This window comes from Spiroplasma endosymbiont of Nomada ruficornis (genome assembly GCF_964030795.1).
Lineage (GTDB): Bacteria > Bacillota_I > Bacilli_A > Mycoplasmatales > VBWQ01 > Spiroplasma_E > Spiroplasma_E ixodetis_A.
Genome location: NZ_OZ034962.1, coordinates 100,013 through 118,542 on the forward strand (window position 1 = coordinate 100,013; position 18,530 = coordinate 118,542).

An 18,530-nucleotide genomic window follows, 5' to 3' on the forward strand; every position below is an offset into this window, starting at 1 on the left:
TAACAAATAAAAGTTGCTTTGTTTTGAAAGTAAATATTTTTATATTTACTTTCAAAGGAGAACAAAATTATGAAATATTTTAGTTCAAGTTATTGATTTAAATTGTGAGTATTAACTGCTCCACTTTTAAATAAGCTGAATTATACTTGTAAGTGCAAGTAAATAAAATTGCAAAAAATTCTCATATAAAAATTTCATAATGCTAAATTTAGTTTAGAAAAAAGTAAGGAGTTTTTATATGAGTTATAAACATCTTGGCATAGATGAAAGGATTTATATTGAGAATCAATTGAAATTTAAATTTAAAATTAGTGAAATAGCTAAAAATCTTAATCGAAGTATTAGTACTATTATTCGAGAAATTAATAGAAATAAAGATAATAATCATTATTTTTCATTAATTGCACAAAATAAAGCTGAAAATCGAAAACAATCACATATTAGTTTTCATAAGTTTAAAAATAAGAATTTAGTAAAATATGTACAACAAAAATTACTATTAGGTTGATCACCTGAACAAATTTATGGCAGAATTAAAAATTTTCATAAAGAGTGAGTTATTAGTTTTAAAACAATTTATACTTGAATTTATTTTGGAATGTTTGATAAAGTTACTAGTAAAAATTTAAGAAGAAAAGGTAAAAAACGAAAATCTAAAGAAAATCGTGGCAAGTTTAATGGTAAATCAATTAAAGAACGAGATATAAATGTTAATGATCGTATAACACTTGGTCATTGAGAAGGAGATACTATAGTATCATCACGAGGTAAAAGCAAATCATTTTTAATAACTTTAGTTGAAAGAGTATCACGATTTACTTTAGCAATATTAGTTAAAAACAGAACTACTAAAGTTATTAATAAAAATGTCAGTTATTATTTATCAATTCTTCCTAAAAACATTGTTAAAACTATTACTTTTGATCGTGGCAAAGAATTTTCAAATTGACAACAACTTGAAAAAAATTTAGATGTAAAAATTTATTTTGCCAATCCATATTCACCTTGACAAAGAGGTACTAATGAAAATACTAATGGTTTAATTAGAGAAAAATTTCCTAAAAAATTTATTTTTTCAAAAACTAATAAAAATGAAGTTCATAAATTTATATTGTCTTTAAATCAAAGACCGAGAAAAATACTAAATTATCTTTCACCAATCGAATATTTGGATAGAAAAATAATTTAGTTGCACTTACCTTTACAATTTAGCATAAAAGGTTATATAAGAGATTGAAGTTATATTTCAACTTTAATTGAACATGAATTAAAGTTAGATGAATTAAACAAAAATATTCAAGGAATCAAAGCAGATTTTGAAACTTTAAAAAAACAAGTTAATGAACTTGACAACAGACTTCTAAATCTAGAAAATAAATCAAATTTAAATTGTGAAAACACATTAACTATTGTTAATGGTGCTTTAAATACTATTCCCATAATTGGTAATGTTGTTGGTGGTATTACAACAATGGCTTCTGGTGCTTGTGCTATTGGTGGTGTATAATTTTATTTTTTTATATCTTTAAAATCAATTTTAAGGCATCAAATTTGCTGCTCGACAAACGATTTAAAATTTTATATAGTTTAAGTATTCACAAAAATAATCTTTTATAAAAAGAATTTTATCTAATTTTAATTTGGTATTATTAGTATCCATATCTTCAAGGATGGTTTTTATTTGGTATATAAACCTTTTTAGTTTTTATCAACTCTTCTTTGATAATTGGTTTTGGTGCTATTTCTTTTAATTCATATATTTGATGATTATAACTAAGATATAACTCATTAATAAACGATTTAAGTACAATTACATCAGTTCTAGGTTGTATGTATTGAACTTTGCTATTTTTATAAGGAAAATACTTTTTACCATAATATGTTATAGTTGAACCACTATCCGTTTTTCTTTTAGAAAATCTTGAAAGATAAATATTTATTTCTTCTTGGTTTGGAGCTTTAATCATAGCAGATTTATTATTATCAATAGGTAAGGCAAATTGCTTATTAAAAATACTTATATATATTTTAAGAAATTGATTAGCTTCTTCTAAATTTTTAATTTTATTAAGTCTAAGTTCACTAATTAAGCGACTTTGAAGTGTTCCAAATAAGCGTTCGATTCTACCCTTAGCTTGTGGAATGGAAGTTCTAATAATTTCAACACCTAAATCATTACAAGACTTTTGGAATTGAGTATAAGTATCATTTTCCGTGTTTATTTTGCCAGCATCGATTTGTTTTTTATATCCAAAAACTGTTCTATTATCAGTATAAAATGTTTTTGGTATGCCATATTTAGTTAAAATTTGATAAAAAACATTATAATAACCATCTAATGTTTCTTGATGATCAAATCATAGTCCGACAATATTGCCTGTAGCATCATCAATTGCAGCATGTAAAAAAGCTTTTGGTTTATCCTTACCAAATCAATGATGATTACTTGCATCCATTTGAATTAATTCACCAAAATTTGTTCTTCGGTTTCTTGTAGGATGCAAGTTATTTTTCTTATTTTTATGTCTTTTTGGTGAAGTAATTTTTTCTTTAATTAATATAGTATAAAGTGTACTATATGAAATTTTAATTTTTTCTTCATTGTTTAATTTCTCATGGAAATGTTGAAAATTAAAATTATAATATTTGGTTTTATATAAATTTATAATCTTAATTTTGATTTCAAAATTTGTTGTTTTATTAGAAATTTTATTTCGGGATTTATGAATAAAACCAACTTTACCTTCTCTATTGAAAATTTGAATTAATTGGTTAATTCTTCTAATAGTTAGGTTAAGTTTATTCTTAGCTTGATGTTTAGATAATTTATTAATAATAATGTCATTTATAATATTAAACTTATATTTTTCTTTCATAGTCATGCTTCTTTCCATATTTATCACCAAGTATATTTAACTTTACTTTTGGGAAATTTTTGCTCGATAACTAATAGGAAATTATCACTAAATAATGACATAATGTATTTTTACTTGTACTTTATTTTTAAAGATTTAAAATATTACTAAACATTATATTAATGTTATTTAGGAGGGAATACTATGTATGCTGCCGGACAAGTTGTTGTTAATGCCAGTCAGGCTGGTTTTAGCAATGATAAAAATGAACAAAATAAAATAGTAAATGAGCCAAATTTTCAAAAAGTTAATGAAGAATATGAAAAGTTAAATATAAAAAATAAAAGCATGAAATCAGAAATAAGTGATAACAAAAGTAAAAAGTGTAATATATTGTAAGTATTAATAAAAAGTGTTACCATTCCAATGATTATTTTTGGTAATCATCTTTTTATTAATTAAGCAGAAATGGTATAAAAATTAAATTAAGAATTTTTTTAAATTTCTCAAGTAAGATCTGCATCACCTGTACCACTTCTTTGTGATCTTATATCAATAGACTTAAAATCTGGTTTTTTATTAACATAATTTTCTAAAATAGATTTTGAATTATTTTTTTTAGCCAGTCTACTATCATTCAATCAAAACCTTCATGCTCAATCTTTATAATCTTTTTCAGTAATAGAATCACCTCAACTAGTATTATTTATTGGTTTTAAAGATTTTAAATATGGTAATAAATATTTTTCAGCAGATATTCATGATGATTCATCACTATAATTATTGTAATAATTTAATATGAAATTTACTCCTTGTTCATCTATACATGCTGTTATATAATCGGAAACTAAAAATTTATAATCAACTTCAAAAGAATTTACTTTAGAAATATACTTATCTTGGTTAAGTATCATTTTTCACCGCAAATGTAAAGATTGATACTTTTTTTTATTTTTTATGATAAGATATATAAAGATTTATATTTATTTATAAATCATTAATTTTTAATAATTAAGAATTCTTACAGGAATGATTATAAATGAATATTTCATATAATTTTTTATGTTAAAAAAATTTTTTATGCTTGTTATGTTAAAAATGTTGTTTTACCTATTGATATTTTGAGAAATGAAAGAAATAAATTAGGTGTAAAAAATATTGGTAATGATACTAAGTTAAGAAATAATAATGTTCGTACTAAATGTAAATTAGTTCAAAAAGCATTACATAATTTTTATAATGCAAAAATTTTAAGTTTTTTAACTTTAACTTATCATAAGAATGAAACTGATATTGCTAAATTGTAAAGGTAAGTGTAACTAAATTATCTTTCACCAATCGAATATTTGGATAGAAAAATAATTTAGTTGCACTTACCTTTACAATTTAGCATAGAAAAAGAGAAGTCTATTATAAAAAAATCTGAAAAATCTGAAAATCATAAAAAAATCCAAGAAGAATTTTTAGAAAAATTAATGATTAAAATCAATATAGAAAATTTGAAAAATCAAGTTAAAAAAATCCAAGAAAAACCCAAAAAGAAAAAAATTATTTCTGACATTACTACTGTAATTGCAACAACAACTTCTTGTATTCCAGTTATAGGACAAATAACAGCAGGTATAAAAAGCACTACTAATTGTTTATCAGCAACTGATTCACTTTTAAATCTAACTGAAATTAATAAAGAATTTAAAGAAAAAGTAAAATCAAAAGTAAAAACATTCAGTTTAATGTAAACTTAAAAATAATATTAATTAATTTAAAAAAGAAAGAGTTGTTAACTAAAATGGCAAATATTAATATTTTAATAAATGTACCACAAGATGGAAACTGTTTATTTTGAGCAGTAATGGTTTCATATTTAGAACAAGTTAAAATTAATGCAGAAGAATTTAAAAATAAATATACATCACTTTTTGGTATTGAAATAGGTTGAGAACGAATTTTTAATTTTGATGATTTTAATTTTTCTGATAAAGAAAATGAAAAATTAGTTAAAATTTTTCGTGATCGTATTTGTGATTATATTGAAACAAATTTAAATACAAAACGTCCAAGTAATAAAGCTAATTTTAGATCCGCTTTGTTAGATAGTGAAATTGCTAATAAATTTTTTAATAAAGAAGGTAAAAAAGAAATTAATGAAGAAAATCAAATAAAAATAATTTTAGAAAAAATGAGAAAAAATGGTACTTGAGGCGGATCAATTGAAATCGAAGCAATGACCAATCTTTTAAATTGTAAAATTAGGGAGCATACCGATGTTGTCAATAATATTCAAATTTGTCTTTAAATTATAAGTTTAGACGAGAATAATTTAGACTTCAATATGCAATTGTAAGTTAATCTTAACACTTCAAAAATATTAGTCAACAATAATACTTACTTTTATAACTCAAAAATTCTTATTAAAGTTTTCTTTAATAAGTTTTATTTTATTTTTATTTATTTGCTAAATTGTAAAGGTAAGTGCAACTAAATTATTTTTCTATCCAAATATTCGATTGGTGAAAGATAATTTAGTATTTTTCTCGGTCTTTGATTTAAAGATAATATAAATTTATGAACTTCATTTTTATTAGTTTTTGAAAAAATAAATTTTTTAGGAAATTTTTCTCTAATTAAACCATTAGTATTTTCATTAGTACCTCTTTGTCAAGGTGAATATGGATTGGCAAAATCAATTTTTACATCTAAATTTTTTTCAAGTTGTTGTCAATTTGAAAATTCTTTGCCACGATCAAAAGTAATAGTTTTAACAATGTTTTTAGGAAGAATTGATAAATAATAACTGACATTTTTATTAATAACTTTAGTAGTTCTGTTTTTAACTAATATTGCTAAAGTAAATCGTGATACTCTTTCAACTAAAGTTATTAAACATGATTTGCTTTTACCTCGTGATGATACTATAGTATCTCCTTCTCAATGACCAAGTGTTATACGATCATTAACATTTATATCTCGTTCTTTAATTGATTTACCATTAAACTTTCCACGATTTTCTTTAGATTTTCGTTTTTTACCTTTTCTTCTTAAATTTTTACTAGTAACTTTATCAAGCATTCCAAAATAAATTCAAGTATAAATTGTTTTAAAACTAATAACTCACTCTTTATGAAAATTTTTAATTCTGCCATAAATTTGTTCAGATGATCAACCTAATAGTAATTTTTGTTGTACATATTTTACTAAATTCTTATTTTTAAACTTATGAAAACTAATATGTGATTGTTTTCGATTTTCAGCTTTATTTTGTGCAATTAATGAAAAATCATGATTATTATCTTTATTTCTATTAATTTCTCGAATAATAGTACTAATACTTCGATTAAGATTTTTAGCTATTTCACTAATTTTAAATTTAAATTTCAATTGATTCTCAATATAAATCCTTTCATCTATGCCAAGATGTTTATAACTCATATAAAAACTCCTTACTTTTTTCTAAACTAAATTTAGCATTATGAAATTTTTATATGAGAATTTTTTGCAATTTTATTTACTTGCACTTACAAGTATAATTCAGCAAATTTAAGTTTTAATTTATAATAACTGGATAATTGTATTTATTTGATAACATTTAAAATTAACCATTTTTGTATACATATCAATGTTATAAGTTCTATCACCAATCATATGCTTTAAAATTTGTTTAATATTAGTTTCAGTAAAGCAACCAATATTTTCAACTAATGCTTGGTTTAATACACCATCTTTTGCATTAATAAAATAACCAACTTTTAATTTTTTATATTGTAAAGTTAATGATTGTAAAAAATCAATTAATTCATAATATTGACCTTTGGCAAATAAATTTATTGCATTTTGATAGTTTAATTTAGCAATTTGATTTTTTCTTCTTCCTGCCATTATACCAAGAAATAAAACATGAAAAGCATGAAATTTATCTAAAATAAATTTAGCATTTAAAATTGTAGCAGTTTTTCTAATTCATTTTGCACTATCTCCACAAACTATTAAATTTGCTTGGTCAAAGTTTTCAAAAAATAAATTACCATATTTTTCTATTAATTTTGCGGTTTTTTCAGCACCAATTTCTGTTTTTGAAACTCTTATTTTACATACAGCTCTTTTATTAATTAATTTTCCATTTTTCTTTTTACCAGTACACATTACTATTAATCTCATCGAACATTTTTTACAATTTTTAGTATTGTGTTTTTCATTAAACTTAAATTTTCGATGACCATCATCAATATTTACATATAAATTTTGATTTGGTTGTAATGGTATTTTGGGAATATTTGCTTTTGGTAATTCAAATTTTTGATATGTTCTACAAACTGTACTATTACTTATTAAATCTTCAATAAAAGTATCACAAACATCACGATACTTTTTACCATCAGCAAAATATTTTAAAATTTGTTTAATAACGTTAGGTGCAAGTTTACTATATTTTTTAACACCAAGATAATTATCTAATAATGATACGTACTCCATTTTTTGTGTTTTTGTGTTATAATGTGTACAAATACGTCGCTTATAAGTTAATAAACCTTTTTTTGCTTTTAATTTTCGTTGTATAAATCTATATGATTTATATTCAGATTTATCACATATACTTCATAAATAATCATCTATTTTTGCAAATAATTCTTCTGTTTGTTTTAAACTTAATTCATCTTGATTAAAATCATGTTTGTCTCAATCAAAATGATTTGCGAATGGTAATATAAACATTTTTAATGTTCCTTTCTAATTTTTGTTTGTTAATAATTTAAGTTTAATTTTTTTTAAAAAATAAGGAGTAAATATGGCTTTTATTAGTAGTTATGGACAATTAAATAAAAAATATAATCTTAATTTTAGTGATAATAATTATGGTTTTAGTTGAGATATTTTTAAAGAATTTGTTGGTGATGAATGAGCAGAATATTTTACTACTAATTGTTTTTATCGTTTTGTTCCAACAGCACGTGGAACAAGAAAAACTTGAAACTGTTTAGCATTTGATTTATTTATATGTTGTAATTTTAGAGATAGTAGTGTTCAAGAAGTAAGAAGATATGAAAATACTCATAGTGAAACTACAATTGGTGCTTTAATGAATGTTTGTCAAGTTTTATTAGATACATATAATATTAATTTATTACCTAATAATCCACATGGCATTAAATGAAAAATTACTAAGGATGGGGGATGTATTATCTTTCCAAGTAATCAACAAATTGACTTTATTGGTTATGCTAATGGTAATAAGATTTTTGGAAAAGAAGCAGGTGGGTCAAGTTTTTTAGGTTCAAGAACAGATGAAATTATTATGGCAGAAGAAAAAGAAACATTAACTGAAAAACAATTAACATATCGATATGAACGTTTACAAAACTCTATGTTTAGAAGTAATCGTATTAAAGTATCAAATAAACCTATTAAAGAGTGAAGTTGAACATTTATTGATAAAAATATATATAGTTGTACCTTTGGACAAAAGATTACTCGTTATTTTTATAAAAGTTTTTTCATTACTTTTACATGTAATCCTTATGATAAATATCATCCATTTTATTTAAAATACTGTACACCATTTTTACCATTAAATGATGAAGTCATGAAAAATCTTAAAAAAGTTGGTAAAGTTTATTATGAAAATAAAGATATGTTTAGTGGTTTAGGTTTATTTGTTTTAAGATTTACTATTCAACCATTTTGAAATAAATTACCTGACATTCAACAAAGAACATTATTAGAAATGGAAAAAAGTAATCCAGATGAATATAATACTGTTTATTATGGTTTTGAATTTTTAGATAGCGATGCAACAATTTTCCCATTTCAAAAAACAGTAAAATATTGACAATCATATGATTTAAAACAATTTTATAATCAAGAAAAAGAAATGTATAAATTTGATTTTTATAGTGTTGGTATTGATTGAGCTACGGGACCAAAAGACCATACTGTATTTATGGTAGTTGGTTTTAAAGAATATAATAATACTGGTTATTATGATGCTTATATTATTTGTGAATTAGTAGTTACTCCAAATGATTTTATAAATGAAAATGAAAAAATTAATGCTTATGTTAATGAAATTTTAGGATTAATGGATAATTTTGAAAATTTTGAACAAGCAATTTATTTTTATGATGATAAAGCAAGAACAGCAATGGATTGATTAAATCAAAAATTAATTGATGAACACAATACTATTTTAATAACACAAACCGCTATTAAACATGCTTCAAATTTAAATCAAGAAGCCGGATTAACTAATAGAGTAGTTTGAATGAGAAATATTATGAGTTATGGAAACTTTTATGCAAATAAAGATGATTTACCAAAAACAACTCAATGTTTAGAAGAATTACGTTATGACCAAACCAAAACTAACATTCCTGACAAAAATATGTATCAAGACCCTTATGATGCATTATTTTATGCATTATATCCATATAAAAATGTAATTAGGGGTAAAAATAATGCTACTGTAAAAAAAAGTATCTTCACATTTGCAATATAATAAATAAGCGCAATACAATTAATATTATAGGTATCAAAAAATAAACACCTTTAATTTAGGCGTTATTTTGCTTTTAAAAGCATACTTGTAAAAATAATCAAAAATAGTACAATTTAAAAGTAAAATCAAGGAAAAAAGGAGATATTTATTATGAAAACATGAATAAAAACAAATTTTCAAAAAATATCATTATCATTTGCTGTAATAACTGGTGTTACCGGTTTAATCTTAGGAATAGTTTCATATAATAAAAATAATCAATTAACATATTTTTATGATTACGACCATGAAGCACACTGGGGGGCAACTATTTGAGCAAGACCAGTAAGTAATAAACATAAAATTACTCTTTACTGAGCATCAAATAAATTAACTGATGATGCAGTAAAATGAGATGGTATTTATCCAGATGGATATTTTGATAATTAAATTTCTAAATTTATATAAGAAATATTTTCATTATATTTATCAAATAAATTAATATTATTTAAATTTATTTCTTGTTTATTTGTTACTAAAATTAAATCATAATTACCAGCACCAAATAGTCCGCTAACTTCAATTCGATTTAAGTTATTAATTGGATTTTCAATTTGTAATTCAAATTCACTATTATTGTCAATTTGTAAAACTTCTTTATAAAATTCTAATTTAGAAAATAATTGTGATTTATTTGAACCATATAAATTTAAAGCATTTTCGGTTTTATTTTTATTAATAATTAATCTTGTAAAATATTTTCCATATTCACCATTACCTAATGTTCAATCTGCCGGAATTAATGATGGTATATTATTGCTTTCTAATTCATTAGTTATGGATAGTCAGTTAAATTGATTATCATCTAATTTCAATAATTCATTTTGACTAATGTCATTGTTTTTTAGTTTAATGTTATTGATATCTGTAAAATCAAAATATGCAGATTTTAATACTACTTTTATATCTTTAAATTCTCAAATCTTATCAGGTGTAGAATGTATAGGATTTGATTTTAATTCAAAATAATAAGGTAATAATAATTTATAGTCATCATTTAAACCGTTATTAATAGACATGGTTGAATAAATATTTTTTGATAGCATTATAACTATTTGTTTTAATATTTTAACTTTTGGTAAATTTGTATAGTTAGGATAATCTAATTCTCATTGTTTAAATAAATTAGTAATAACTTCATTTGGTTTTTGTCCTTCAAACTTAGCACGAATTTTATCTAAATCATTCATTTCTTTTAAAACATTACTTAATGATGCACCATCAAAGTTTCTATTATAAGTATATGTATAAGTTAACATATCTAATAATACTTTTTGTAAACTATCAATTGGTGGTCTATCTTTTATTTCTAGTTCAACATCATGAAATTTATTTGTTGTAGAAATAAATAAATTATAGTCACTTACTAAAAATCATGACTCTAATTTTTTATCTTTTAATTCTAGTTCATCAGATAATGGTCATACTTTTGAATTTTTAGAAACATCATAACCAATTTTATCATTAGTTACTCTTGCATTATTAATAATTTCTTTTCTTGTTTCTCTACCACCACCAATAGCAATTAAATCTAAAACTGATTTTTCTTGTCCTATAAATTGTTTTGCTAAATTTCAAGGTAATATTTGTTCACTAAATCATTGTTGTAATATTCTAACTTTTGGTTGAGTTTCAATAGGCATTGATAATAGCGGAAATGCTATCTTATCTTTGACAAATAACTTTGGGTATACCTCCATATTGTCGACTTCACCAAGTACCTTTATATTGCCAAAAATCATGCTTCTAGGTGCTTTAATTTTTAAACCAATAACTTTGGTGTCTTTATCTAGTGGTTTTTGTAATTTAATAATAATTGGATAACCATCTCTTGTTTTAAAGTCTTTAATTTTAATAATAGTAATACTTTTAGTACTTCTAGTTTTTGGATTTTGATAAGGTTCTGAATAATTATTAATAATATATAAATTATCAATATTATTTTCAGTTAATGGTTCATTTATACTAACTGCATATAACTTAAATTGATTTAATAAATTTATTTCTTGAAATATTAAATTTTTAATATCAGTCATACTATATTCAATTGTATTGTCATTAATATTAGTACTTGCTCTTTGATTTAATTGCATAGTAAAATCAGATGTTTCAACAGCAGTAGTTTTTAATACTTTATCAATATCAATAAAACCTATTTTAATATTATTTGCTGAAAATCTTAAACTATTATTTTCATTATTTTTAAATAAACGTTCAATTTCATAAATATAAATTTTTCTTTTTTTAAATTCATCGTATGCTCTATTAATATCAGGGTCACTAGTAGCACTCATCATATTAGTAAAATCATAAGGAATATTATCAATTAAATAATCATTTTCTATTTCTGCTTGATTAAGTTTAGTTTGTTTCTGTGGAAACTTCGTTTGTGGTTTGTTGTTGTTTTCCATTGTTTTCTCCTATTAATTGGTTATTTTCTGGATTAAATAATTTTAATTTAACTGTTAAGTTATTAATTTCTTGTTCATCATTAATATTAAATGTTTTACTATTTAATAAATCTTTATCTAAACGTACTAATATTTGAATAAATTTAAGAATATCAATATTAAATTGTCATAATTTTTGTTCAATATAATTAATAGTTGAAATATTTACCGCTGTACTTTCGGGAACCGATTGTTGTGCTGATTTCTTTTGACTTGGTATATGAATACCACAACGTTTAAATATTTCATTAATATTTCAATCATATATATCAGTTAAATTTTTACCTTTAAAATTACTACTTGTCATATTAATATTTTCACTTTTTTCATTATTATCACCAGTAGTTTTTCAAATATAGTTGTTAGTAACTAATGTTCTTACGGCTTCATCCATTGTAGATTTAGCATTACCATAAGTTTGGTCAAAAATAAACTTTGGTGAATTTAAAATAGTATCTAAAACAATTTGTTCATAAATAACATCTAATGCTTTAATTTTATCCATTACTTTATTACAATCTGCTAACTCATTTGCTTTATTTCTCATAATTGCTATTGGAATATAATTAATATTTAATGTTTGTTCTTGTTCTAAATTAGGATTATTACTATATTCTTTAAAAGGTAAAGGAAATTGTTTTTTATTATCACTAATACTATAAATTGCACGATTAATAGTTACTTGTTCATTATTTAATTTATAAACTTCAAATAATCTTACTGTTTGTGCATTTTGTTGATAACTATCATAAAAAATAGTACATTGAATTAATTTACCAGTAATATCATAAATTCTTTGCTGTATATCTACTACTTGAAAATATAAATCATCATTAGCAATATAAATTAAATAACCACTAATTCCTAATTTGCTTAATTTAAAAATAGAATTTCAATTCTTTCTATAAAATTCTTGTTTAATTAAATATTGTTTAATAGTTTCATTATTAATATCCAATGGAGCATTATATAAATTAGCATTATTTTCAGCAACAAAATCAGTAAAATAAGTCTCATGATTAAAATCATTAAAACCAAAATAACTTAAAATAGAAGTGTGTGTACTTTTATTTTCTAAAAAAATTAATTTAGATTTTTCTTCATTATTATTAATATTTGTTTTATCTTTTCTTGGTCAAAAAGGTTTCATTTTTTTCTCCTTTCTAAAATATTTGATTAATTTTTAAGACAATTTTTACTATAATAAATATAATTAAACCAGCAACAGCAGAAGATAATAAAACTCCAATTAAACTTAAAATAATTTTTATAATTTTTCAAATCATAATTTTATTCCTGTAATTCTTCTACTTTTCATGTATTACCTTTATCGCTACCTTTTAAAGAATAAATAGTAATAAATTTTGAGTGTTGTACTGATAAAACTAAGACATTAGTATTATTGTTAAAAACTTCTATTGGTACACCTGCTATTTTTGTATTAGTTATAATAAATTCTTTAATTGCAAAAACATTATTATATATATTTCAAGAATAATAAACTTTATATCTTTTATTAACTATAAAATCATAAGTAATTTGTCAATTATCTCATTTATTTTTTTCTCTTATTCCTACTTCTTTTCAAATTGAACTACTTGGAGGAATTGGTTGTGGTTGTTTTTTGATAATTTCATTAATAGCACCAGCAACAGTTTTATCAGTAGTTTCTAAATTAGGAATTTCAGTACCAATAGTATTTATAGAAAAAGCATATTTGAATTGGTCTTTATCCATTTTATTGTCTAATTTTTTATCTACTTCTTCTTTTTTATAATAATCAGTTAAATCAGTTTTCCCGCAAGTAGCACTAATTTTATTATTTTCATCAATTTTAATATTTTCACCAGCAATTAACTTATCTTGTTTTTTATCTAATAATTGATTTGTTTCTAGTTTTGTATAATAATCATGTTCAGTATTTTCTTCTGCTATAAATTCAGTTGGTGTATCTATTCCTTGATATTGATATATTTCTTCTATATCACCAATTAAATTAATTTTTCCAAGTTCAGGATAAGAATTACCACCACCACTAAATTGTTTCTTTTTATTGTTATAGTAAATAGTTCCAATATTTAAAATATTTTTATTTTGTATTTGTTCTCCATAAGTCATGGAATCAACATTTAACAATTCAAATTCGTTAAAAACATTATTTAAATAAATTTTAATTACTTTATAAAATTTCATAAAGTTATTTTCTGTTGAATATTGATAACTGATTTTAATAAAATATCATTTAAATATTTCTATATTATTATTTTCAACTTTTTTTCATAAGGGACTAGTTTCAATATTAAATCAATTATTTTTAACATCATTAATATTTTCGTTTGTTTTAATTAATTCACTATTTAATTTGGTAATTTCATTTTCATTTTTAGTAATTCGTTTTTGTTGTTTAGCAGAAAAATCACAAGTTGGTGCATGTGTATAATCACCAATTTGTGGATTGTTTTGTAAAACATCAGGTGGTAATGTTCCAATTTCATTAGGTCAATCTAAAATCATAGTTTCAGTTTTTGAGTCATATTCTGTTGCAACATAACCTTTATTTATTAAATTTGTAACTGGTCCCCTATATGTTTCATTTTTATTACCATTAATGGTATCATCATATAATTTTATTTGCTTTGATAATGTAAATTCTTTTTGTTCTTGAATTAATTCATTAACTTGGTTTCTAGTATAAAATGCTTTTAAGTCAATTTTTTCAACATCTATTTCATCATTATTATAATTTGAAAATATTTGTTTTAATTCTGTTAATCTTGCTCATATTTTCATTCTACTAGGTGCTAAATCTCAAATATTAATCGTAGGAGTACTACTTGCACTAAATTGATTACCATTATTAAATTGAATAGTAGCATCAACATTAAATTCAATTGGTGTACGATTAAATACTCAATGTTCAACCATAACATAAACCATATCTCTTAAAGTTTCTTTAATTAATTCATCTTTAAAACTATCAAAAGGAAATTTAGATAAAATAAAATCAAGATAAGCATTAATATCATTTTGAGCACGAATAGCAAATGTTTTAAATCAATCATCAACATTTGGTCATGTATTTATATATTGTCGTGGTGTTTCTGTAATTGTTCCAGTTAATGGATATCAGTTATTATAATTTTCTAAACTGACACCAGTTCAAAGTTTATTAATCATATTTTATCATTCCTTAAAAAATGCTTTTTTATAACGTTTGGTTTTTGATTTAGTTTTTCTATGTGATATATGTATAATTTCTTTTTGTAATTTTTTATTTCCTTTTTTTACAACTTGATTATATGCAAATTTTTCTAAATGTCTTAACAATCCAGTACCAAATACAGTATTAACTGATAATTTTAAACCCACCCTTTTAAATGATTTATTGACATTATCAATAGGATTATTAATAACATTAACTACTTTATGATAAGTTCTAATTGTCCTTAATATTTGCCTATAAATTTTAAAACTATCTTTAATCATTTGTTGTACAACTGGTAGAGCAAAAGCAATACTTTTTAATCATTTATTTTGACTAACTCCATATCCAATATATCAACCGCTATATCATCTATATCAATGAAATGGATGTATTTGAATAACAAAAGTTTCTGCTTTGATAATACTATCAATAACTACAATTGGTTTATATTTAGGATTACGATGATAAATAGTAATTCCACATTTATCTAATGATAAAGGTTGAATTTTACAAGCCATAAATACTGGTGAATTTAATGGAATTAATTGTGCATGTTTAATTGCTTTCTTTTCAGCACTTGTAAATACATCAATTGTTTTTTCTTTTAATTTATTAATTTTTTCAAATGCTTGTTTTTCTAATTTTTCGAATTTCTCTTGTAATTTATAAATATTTATTCTTATTTTTTCAAAATATGAAGTATCTTTTCAAAATTTATTTAAACCTTTTTTAAAATAAAATTTAATATCAAAATATTTAAAAGTTTGATTTGCTTTTAATACTAATTTATGAATTGAACTATTTTTAAAATTAAATTTAATTGCATTAGCACGAATTTTTTGTAAATCTAAAATTAAAGATTTTCCATATCTATTTTCTGCATGTATTGTATGAACTAAATTTAATCAGTCATGTTGGTTCATTTTTAATACTTCTTTTAAATCAGTATTATATTTTTGTAAAAAATTGTTTGCTTTATCAATATCTTTAATTTTAAATTTAGGAGTTAACTGTGGACTTAACTTTATTAATTCATTTTGTAATAATAAATAATTTTTTAATTCTTGTACTTCTAATTTTGCAAAATTATTTTTATATTGTCTTTCAGCAACAAAACCTAAATTTTGTATTATTGTTTCGCGATTTGGAGCATGGTTATAATTAAATAAATAACGTTTATTTCCAATAATTTTATCTGTTAAAATTTCTTTTCCACTTACTTGACTAATGATTTCTTGTAAATTTTTTGCTTTTTTAATGCCAATTTGTTCTAATGTTTTAGTTTTTTCTGCTAAACTAATAAATTTAGTTGTACGATAACCACGACTAATTCTATTAAGTCCAGCAAATGCAGGTAATATATTAAAAAAAGTATTTAATGGTGTAACATTTCCTTTTAAATAATCATAAACTTGATTAATAGTAAAATCAGTTAAAAACTCTACACCAACAGCACTAATACTAGCAAGTAAATCACTTGCACCTAAACCAAGTGCTAAACTTTCACTTAATCCACCAGTAAAAGGAGCAAGTGCTACTGCTATTACTTGTACACCAATCATTTCTAAAATTTCTCATCATCAACTTTTATTTTCTTGTTGTTGACTTGTTCTAGTATGTTTTGGTTTATTTATGTTTAAAAGTATTGCTGTACTAGTTGTACCAATTGGCATAATAATTATCCTTATTTAAGAGTTATTTTTATAGGATTTGTTGAACCTTGATAATTTTTATCAGTGTCATTAGTAGTGATTACTACATATAAATCTCCTGCTTTTTGGTTTTGATTACTTACATCAACTTGACCTTGGGCATCACTAAAATAATTAATAATTGGAGTTGTTAAATTTGGATTTAAATTATTTAGTTCAGTTGTATTTTTAATTGTTGTATCTAATAATTTATTCTTTTTAGTAGTATCAGCAGTAATATTAGTTGTTAATGTTGTAATTTCTTCACTTAAATATTTTTTATTAACAATACCACATAACATTCATCTTGATTCTGTTTCTGAGTTTGACATATAAGGAATAGATTCTCCTGTTACTTGTCCACCAACTAAATATCTTTTTGGAACTTTACCATCTTTAATATCTTCAACATATATACTAGTTTGTTGTAACATATATCTTTTCATTGCTTTTGGTGTTGCTAAAACAAAATTCATAATTTGATTTTTATTTTCAGTATTTTTAAATGTCATATAATCATCCATAACAATTTGACATAATACACCTTTAATATATAAATTTGTTCCATTTAATCTTAATTGTTGTGCTAGTTGATTATCAGTAATTAAACCTTTATTATCTGCTAAATAAACTAAAGTATCATAAAGACTATTTGTTATAAAAAATTTACAATTATTACTATTTCTTAATTGAAATAAAGTATTTCATGCTGATAACATTGATTTTAAATATCCTACTGGTGTTGTATCAGTAATGATTACTTTTTTGGCAGATTTAGCAATTGTATTTGTATCATTATTTGCTAAATAATCTGCTAAATCATTAGCAACTTCATATTGCATACTTTCTAGTAAATTTTGCCCATTATCTGCAAATAAATCAACTTCACCAATCATTTCTCCTGTACTAGCTTCTTTTGTAATTTCTTTAATAATTTTATCAGTATCAACATAACCAACTTCTAATCCTTTACTTTTATCATTTCAATGAAGTATTTTGAATGTTGGGTCTTTTGGTTTTTTAACTATAAATTCAATTTTTGTAGAATTAACCATTTCAATTGGAAAAAAACTTGCTCATGGACTATTTGATTGTTTATAAAATTCTATAAATTCAGGTGTTTCTACTAATTTTGTAGTATTATCTAAATTTTGTTTAAATGGCACTGGATTTGGCATTTTAAATTTTCCTTTCTTTTATAAATTATTTTTCTTTTTATAATCTAATAAACTACTTTTTATTGAAGTTTCTTGATTTGTTAATATTGTTTCTTGTTTACCACCTGTATTAATTGGTTCTTTAAATAGTGGTTGTTCTTTAATCATTTTTTTAATAGTTTCTTCAATTTTTGAATTTTCTATATTACTTGTTTTAAATTTTAAAAATTCATAAAATTCTTTTTTAACTTGATATTTTTTAAATATATTAATTATTTCTTTTTCTTTAATTTCTTGATTAAGTTTATTTAACTTATTTTCTAATTCAACAATCTTAATTTCTTGCTCTTGTTGTAAATTATTATTTTCAATTAAAGGTTCAGTATTTTGTTCAACATTAGTTTCATTTTCTAACATTTAAATCACACCTTTATTATTTATTTTCTTTTCCATTAATTTTTTCATTAAGTTTTGCTAATTTTTTTTGATGTTTCATCCCTTTATTATTTCTTCTAATATGTTTTGGAGTTGTAATAAATCTTTTAAATCAAACAATTAATTCTCTACAAATTAATGTTCCTACACTTGTTCCAATAATAATTAATTCATGTAAAAATTCTTTCATTTTCAATTATTTCCTTTC

Annotated in this window: 20 protein-coding genes; 8 read left to right on the forward strand and 12 right to left on the reverse strand. The window is 22.5% G+C overall.

Annotated elements, in window-relative coordinates:
• The first annotated feature begins 238 nt into the window (after window positions 1-238).
• Together AAHM79_RS00520 and AAHM79_RS00525 are read left to right on the forward strand one after the other, a co-directional pair.
• Entirely contained in the window at window positions 239-1,189 is a 951-nt protein-coding gene (locus tag AAHM79_RS00520) for an IS30 family transposase (RefSeq protein WP_342257823.1), read from the forward strand.
• The gene (locus tag AAHM79_RS00525) at window positions 1,190-1,507 is read left to right on the forward strand and encodes a hypothetical protein (protein WP_342257824.1); all 318 of its coding nucleotides are present in this window, start codon (window positions 1,190-1,192) and stop codon (window positions 1,505-1,507) included.
• A 142-nt stretch (window positions 1,508-1,649) separates the two neighbouring features.
• Here AAHM79_RS00525 and AAHM79_RS00530 read toward each other — a convergent pair whose 3' ends face one another.
• Window positions 1,650-2,894, reverse strand: coding sequence for an ISNCY family transposase (locus tag AAHM79_RS00530; RefSeq protein WP_339038837.1), 1,245 nt, complete (start codon window positions 2,892-2,894; stop codon window positions 1,650-1,652).
• A 165-nt stretch (window positions 2,895-3,059) separates the two neighbouring features.
• On the opposite strand from AAHM79_RS00530, the gene AAHM79_RS00535 reads away from it, so the two are divergent.
• A complete protein-coding gene (locus AAHM79_RS00535) occupies window positions 3,060-3,254 on the forward strand; it encodes a hypothetical protein (RefSeq protein ID WP_342257825.1) in 195 nt (64 codons plus the stop codon).
• A gap of 98 nt (window positions 3,255-3,352) precedes the next feature.
• On the opposite strand, the gene AAHM79_RS00540 is transcribed toward AAHM79_RS00535, so the two are convergent.
• A complete protein-coding gene (locus AAHM79_RS00540) occupies window positions 3,353-3,769 on the reverse strand; it encodes a hypothetical protein (RefSeq protein ID WP_342257826.1) in 417 nt (138 codons plus the stop codon).
• Window positions 3,770-3,976: 207 nt separating this feature from the next.
• Between AAHM79_RS00540 and AAHM79_RS00545 the strand changes: the two genes are divergently transcribed.
• From AAHM79_RS00545 to AAHM79_RS00555, 3 genes are read left to right on the forward strand one after another with little or no spacing between them, the layout of a single operon-like run.
• Window positions 3,977-4,162: a hypothetical protein gene (locus AAHM79_RS00545; protein ID WP_342257827.1), complete on the forward strand. Its 186-nt coding sequence runs from the start codon at window positions 3,977-3,979 to the stop codon at window positions 4,160-4,162.
• Between the two features lie 60 nt (window positions 4,163-4,222).
• Window positions 4,223-4,594 (forward strand): hypothetical protein, encoded by a 372-nt coding sequence (locus AAHM79_RS00550; protein WP_342257828.1) that lies wholly within the window; start codon window positions 4,223-4,225, stop codon window positions 4,592-4,594.
• Window positions 4,595-4,644: 50 nt separating this feature from the next.
• Window positions 4,645-5,151, forward strand: coding sequence for an OTU domain-containing protein (locus AAHM79_RS00555; protein ID WP_342257829.1), 507 nt, complete (start codon window positions 4,645-4,647; stop codon window positions 5,149-5,151).
• 182 nt (window positions 5,152-5,333) lie between these two features.
• On the opposite strand, the gene AAHM79_RS00560 is transcribed toward AAHM79_RS00555, so the two are convergent.
• Both AAHM79_RS00560 and AAHM79_RS00565 read right to left on the reverse strand, forming a co-directional pair.
• The gene (locus AAHM79_RS00560) at window positions 5,334-6,284 is read right to left on the reverse strand and encodes an IS30 family transposase (RefSeq protein ID WP_342257204.1); all 951 of its coding nucleotides are present in this window, start codon (window positions 6,282-6,284) and stop codon (window positions 5,334-5,336) included.
• 120 nt (window positions 6,285-6,404) lie between these two features.
• Window positions 6,405-7,565, reverse strand: coding sequence for an Mbov_0401 family ICE element transposase-like protein (locus tag AAHM79_RS00565; protein ID WP_342257203.1), 1,161 nt, complete (start codon window positions 7,563-7,565; stop codon window positions 6,405-6,407).
• A gap of 73 nt (window positions 7,566-7,638) precedes the next feature.
• Between AAHM79_RS00565 and AAHM79_RS00570 the strand changes: the two genes are divergently transcribed.
• Both AAHM79_RS00570 and AAHM79_RS00575 read left to right on the forward strand, forming a co-directional pair.
• Window positions 7,639-9,345, forward strand: coding sequence for a hypothetical protein (locus AAHM79_RS00570; RefSeq protein ID WP_342257830.1), 1,707 nt, complete (start codon window positions 7,639-7,641; stop codon window positions 9,343-9,345).
• Between the two features lie 150 nt (window positions 9,346-9,495).
• On the forward strand, window positions 9,496-9,774 hold the full coding sequence (locus AAHM79_RS00575; RefSeq protein ID WP_338959597.1) for a hypothetical protein: 279 nt from the start codon (window positions 9,496-9,498) through the stop codon (window positions 9,772-9,774).
• Here the strand turns inward: AAHM79_RS00575 and AAHM79_RS00580 are convergent.
• Genes AAHM79_RS00580 through AAHM79_RS00615 form a run of 8 tightly spaced genes read right to left on the reverse strand, consistent with a single transcriptional unit; the run spans window position 9,771 to window position 18,512 of the window.
• Window positions 9,771-11,795, reverse strand: a complete 2,025-nt coding sequence (locus AAHM79_RS00580; protein WP_342257831.1) for a hypothetical protein — start codon at window positions 11,793-11,795, stop codon at window positions 9,771-9,773. The two genes, AAHM79_RS00575 and AAHM79_RS00580, sit on opposite strands and share 4 nt — an antisense overlap.
• Entirely contained in the window at window positions 11,746-12,984 is a 1,239-nt protein-coding gene (locus AAHM79_RS00585; RefSeq protein WP_338958617.1) for a hypothetical protein, read from the reverse strand. Before AAHM79_RS00585 ends, AAHM79_RS00580 begins: the two co-directional genes overlap by 50 nt.
• A 13-nt stretch (window positions 12,985-12,997) precedes the next feature.
• On the reverse strand, window positions 12,998-13,120 hold the full coding sequence (locus tag AAHM79_RS00590) for a hypothetical protein (protein ID WP_338957828.1): 123 nt from the start codon (window positions 13,118-13,120) through the stop codon (window positions 12,998-13,000).
• Between the two features lie 4 nt (window positions 13,121-13,124).
• Entirely contained in the window at window positions 13,125-15,011 is a 1,887-nt protein-coding gene (locus AAHM79_RS00595) for a hypothetical protein (RefSeq protein ID WP_342257832.1), read from the reverse strand.
• A gap of 3 nt (window positions 15,012-15,014) precedes the next feature.
• Window positions 15,015-16,712, reverse strand: a complete 1,698-nt coding sequence (locus tag AAHM79_RS00600) for a hypothetical protein (protein WP_342257833.1) — start codon at window positions 16,710-16,712, stop codon at window positions 15,015-15,017.
• Window positions 16,713-16,723: 11 nt separating this feature from the next.
• Window positions 16,724-17,908, reverse strand: a complete 1,185-nt coding sequence (locus AAHM79_RS00605; RefSeq protein WP_338958609.1) for a hypothetical protein — start codon at window positions 17,906-17,908, stop codon at window positions 16,724-16,726.
• An 18-nt stretch (window positions 17,909-17,926) separates the two neighbouring features.
• Window positions 17,927-18,304: a hypothetical protein gene (locus tag AAHM79_RS00610; RefSeq protein ID WP_342257219.1), complete on the reverse strand. Its 378-nt coding sequence runs from the start codon at window positions 18,302-18,304 to the stop codon at window positions 17,927-17,929.
• A 16-nt stretch (window positions 18,305-18,320) separates the two neighbouring features.
• Entirely contained in the window at window positions 18,321-18,512 is a 192-nt protein-coding gene (locus AAHM79_RS00615) for a hypothetical protein (protein ID WP_342257834.1), read from the reverse strand.
• Window positions 18,513-18,530 lie beyond the last annotated feature (18 nt).